This window comes from Pseudomonas sp. P5_B2 (assembly GCF_056400445.1).
Genome location: NZ_JBFULH010000370.1, coordinates 1 through 4,089 on the forward strand (window position 1 = coordinate 1; position 4,089 = coordinate 4,089).

General features: G+C 57.1%; 3 protein-coding genes and 1 pseudogene. All 4 read left to right on the plus strand.

What is annotated here, in order from left to right; translation table 11 throughout:
• Positions 1-413: tetratricopeptide repeat protein (locus AC1DRJ_RS20575; RefSeq protein ID WP_477803762.1), on the plus strand; the 413-nt coding region annotated here is incomplete at its 5' end.
• Positions 414-527: 114 nt separating this feature from the next.
• Positions 528-2,030 (plus strand): ATPase domain-containing protein, encoded by a 1,503-nt coding sequence (locus tag AC1DRJ_RS20580; protein WP_477803763.1) that lies wholly within the window; start codon positions 528-530, stop codon positions 2,028-2,030.
• 14 nt (positions 2,031-2,044) lie between these two features.
• Positions 2,045-3,697: an ATP-binding protein gene (locus AC1DRJ_RS20585; RefSeq protein WP_477803764.1), complete on the plus strand. Its 1,653-nt coding sequence runs from the start codon at positions 2,045-2,047 to the stop codon at positions 3,695-3,697.
• Between the two features lie 163 nt (positions 3,698-3,860).
• Positions 3,861-4,089, plus strand: a pseudogene (locus AC1DRJ_RS20590) (halovibrin HvnA); the annotation flags it as partial.

A 4,089-nucleotide genomic window follows, 5' to 3' on the forward strand; every position in this document is an offset into this window, starting at 1 on the left:
AAATTGATGTGCTCGACCGGCAAGGCCAGAGCGATGCCGCACGCCAGTTGCTGGCGAAACAGTTGAAAGCGCAACCCGACTCGGCCTACCTGCAACACGCCCTGGGGCTTTGGTTGCTGCACCACGGGCAAAGTGAGTTTGCCTTGCTCGGCCTTTCCAAAGCCGTAGAGCTGGAGCCCGACAACAAGGACTATCGCTACGACCTGGCAACCACCTTGCACCTTGAGCAAGAGCTGGAAGCTGCGCAAAAACAACTACAGGAAATCGTCCAGCGCCACCCTTCCGACCGCAAGGCGCGCGTGCTGCTGATCAATTACTGGAAAGAAAGCGGACAGTTGCAGAACGTACAGATTCTGCTGGCGCAACTGGAACAGCTCAATCCCGACGACCCCGCGTTGCAGCAAGGGCTTTGATAGCAACGAAATTGTGTTGAACCGTCATCACGGCCAGAGGTCAAGTGAACAGGCAGTCCCTACAGGCACTTCAAGCCTGCTGCCTCACTTCCCCTAGTCATGAGAGGGTTTTTTTTGTCTACATCAAACGAGTTGTTCAGTGCAAAAGCCGCCACCGGCATCGAGGGCCTGGATGACATCCTGGCCGGTGGCTTGTCCCGTGGGCACGTATTTTTGCTGGAGGGGGAACCCGGAAYTGGCAAAACCACTGTCGCGTTGCATTTTCTGTTAGCCGGCGCCTGTGCTGGCGAACGCTCGTTGTACATCACGCTGTCAGAAACCGAACGCGAGCTGCGTCAAGGTGCTCTGTCCCACGGCTGGGAGCTGGATGAGAACATCCACATCTTCGAGCTGACCCCGCCGGAAAGCCTGCTCAATGCCGAACACCAGCAAAGCCTGTTGTACTCCTCGGACCTTGAGCTGGGCGAAGCCACCAAGCAGATTTTCGAAGTGGTCGAGCGGGTCAAACCCACTCGCGTAGTGCTCGACAGCCTGTCTGAAATTCGCCTGCTGGCCCAGAGCTCACTGCGTTATCGCCGACAGATACTGGCGATCAAGCACTACTTCGTACGCTACGACGCCACCGTTCTGTTGCTGGATGACCTGACCACCGAATCCCTGGATAAAACCGTACACAGTGTCGCGCACGGCGTGGTTCGCCTTGAAGAGCTGACGCCCAACTATGGCGCCGAACGCCGACGCATCCGCGTGGTGAAATACCGCGGTCAGAAATACCGTGGCGGCTACCATGACTTCACCATCATGGGCGACGGCGTGCATGTGTTCCCCCGCCTGGTGGCGGCCGAACATCGCGGCGGTTATGTCCGCCAACAGTTGACCAGCAGCATCAAGGAAATGGACGCCCTGCTCGGCGGCGGTATCGAGACGGGTTCCAGCACATTGATTCTGGGTCCGGCCGGTACCGGTAAATCGCTGATCTCGATGATCTTTGCCGCTGCCGCCGTGGCCCGTGGTGAAAAAGCCGCGCTGTTCATCTTCGATGAAGAACTGGGGCTGTTGTTTGAGCGCATGAAAAACATGGGCATCGACCTGCAGGCGCTGCAAGACACCGGTAATTTAATGATTGAACAAGTGGATGCGGCCGAGTTGTCCCCTGGTGAGTTTTCTCATCGGGTTCGTCGCTGCGTCGATGAAGGTAATATCAAAACTGTAGTCATCGACAGCATCAACGGCTATCAAGCCGCGATGCCGGAAGAAAACGCGCTGGTACTGCACATGCACGAGTTGCTGCTGTACCTCAATCGGCGAGGCGCTGCGACGTTCATGACGGTTGCCCAACACGGGCTGGTTGGTGACATGCAAGCGCCGGTCGATATCACCTATCTGGCTGACACCGTCATTCTGTTGCGCTACTTCGAAGCCCTGGGCAAGGTTCGCCGGGCGATCTCGATCATCAAGAAACGCACCGGCAGCCACGAATCGACCATCCGCGAATACCGCATCGGCAGCCGGGGCATGACGATTGGTGAGCCATTGGATGCGTTCCAGGGCGTATTACGCGGCGTGCCAACCTATCTGGGCGCAAGCCAGCCGCTGCTACAGGACGATATCCGGTGAGCATCATCGAGGCGATGTCCGAGCGCGCGATCATTCTCGCGCCGCTGGGACGCGACAGCCAGATTGCGCTGATGATGCTCAACGAAGCGGGTTTCGAAGGCATTGTGACCCGCGATCTGGCGACGCTGTGCAGCGAGCTGGTGCAAGGTGCCGGATTGCTGGTGATCTCTTCGGAAGCGCTGATCGGTTGTGGTCTGGACCCTCTTCTRCATCTGATCGAGCAACAACCGGCCTGGTCCGACCTGCCGATTGTACTGCTGACCCATCACGGCGGGCCCGAGCAGAACCCTGCTTCGCGATTCGGTCCGCAGCTGGGTAATGTGACCTTCCTTGAGCGTCCGTTTCATCCGGTGACCTTGATCAGTCTGGTCACCACCGCATTGCGCGGACGGCGACGACAGTATGAGGCCCGGGACCGGTTGATCGATCTGAGCCAAAGTGAACTGCGCCTGCAAAATACCCTGGAAACCCTCGAACAACAGGTCGAGGAGCGCACCGCCCAACTGCGACACAACGAAGAAGCCCTGAGACAGTCGCAAAAAATGGAAGCGGTCGGCCAACTCACCGGCGGTATCGCCCACGACTTCAACAACATGCTGACCGGCATTATCGGCAGTCTCGAGCTGCTACGTCGGCGCCTCGCCCGAGGCCGTACCGAGGACCTGGATGGACTGATTGATCTGGGCGTGACCTCGGCTAACCGCGCAGCCGGCCTGACCCATCGTCTGYTGGCGTTCTCACGGCGCCAATCGCTGGATTCCAAACCGGTGGAGATGAACACCCTGGTGGCGTCCATGGGCGAACTGCTGCAACGCAGTATCAACGAAAGTATTCAGCTGGACATGCAGCTAAGCGACGATCTCTGGGTCGCCGAGGCCGATCCCAACCAGCTCGAAAGCGCCCTGCTCAACCTGGTACTTAACGCCCGTGATGCGATGCCCGAAGGCGGCACGCTGGTCGTCAGCACCTCCAATCAGCAGCTTGATTGCGGTTTCGTAGCCGACCACAGCAATTTGCTGCCCGGCGATTACGTCGTGCTGCGCGTGACCGATACTGGCTGTGGCATGCCCGAAAGCACGATCAACCGGGCCTTTGACCCGTTCTTTACGACTAAGCCGATCGGCCAGGGCACAGGGTTGGGGTTGTCGATGATTTACGGGTTCAGCAAGCAGTCTCACGGTCACGTCACCATCGACAGCGAAGTGGGCCACGGCACATCGGTGACGCTGTTTCTACCGCGTTACAGCGGTGATCTGGCCGAGGAAAGCCTGATCGACATCCAGCACGCTCCACACGCCCTGGACGGTGAAACCGTACTGATTGTCGAAGATGATCAAGCGGTACGCGTGCTGGTCAGCGCAGTATTGAGTGAATTGGGCTACGCCTTCGTTGAAGCGTGCGATGCCGACAGCGCGGTGCCGATTCTCGACTCCGACCAACGAATTGACCTGCTCATCAGTGATGTAGGATTGCCGGGAATGAATGGCCGGCAACTGGCAGAAATCGGTCGGCAATACCGGCCTGACCTGAAGGTGTTGTTCATCACCGGCTATGCCGAACACGCGGCCGTACGCGGCGGCTTTCTTGATCCAGGCATGCAGATGATCACCAAACCCTTCACTTTTGATCTACTGACCGCCAAGGTGCGGGAGATGATCAGAATCTGAAAACGGTGAGCCACCTGACACAATAATTGAATGCTTCAGACCTGCCTACCTGTCAGGTTTGACAGCTATTCAATGATTTTTTAGTGCTGTCCAATCCCTTCTACGACGTGATGCTTCATTGCCGTTTAACCGGCATTGCGCGAATTATTGAAGGGACACTGAATTGAAGCGACTACTTATTCTTGCGCTTTGCGTGGTACAGGCTAGTTGTCAGACACCTCATCAAGATAAAACACCTTTTACTGACTCTACCAATGCGTCTTCCCTTTCTACACTGTCTTCTGTTTCAGGCGGAGCAGAAGTCGCAGCAGAATTAACTCGCCGATATCTTGATGTGCGTATTAACTGCGGTAAACCATCGATGCCTGCTTTCCTGTGCCGAGGCGTTATCT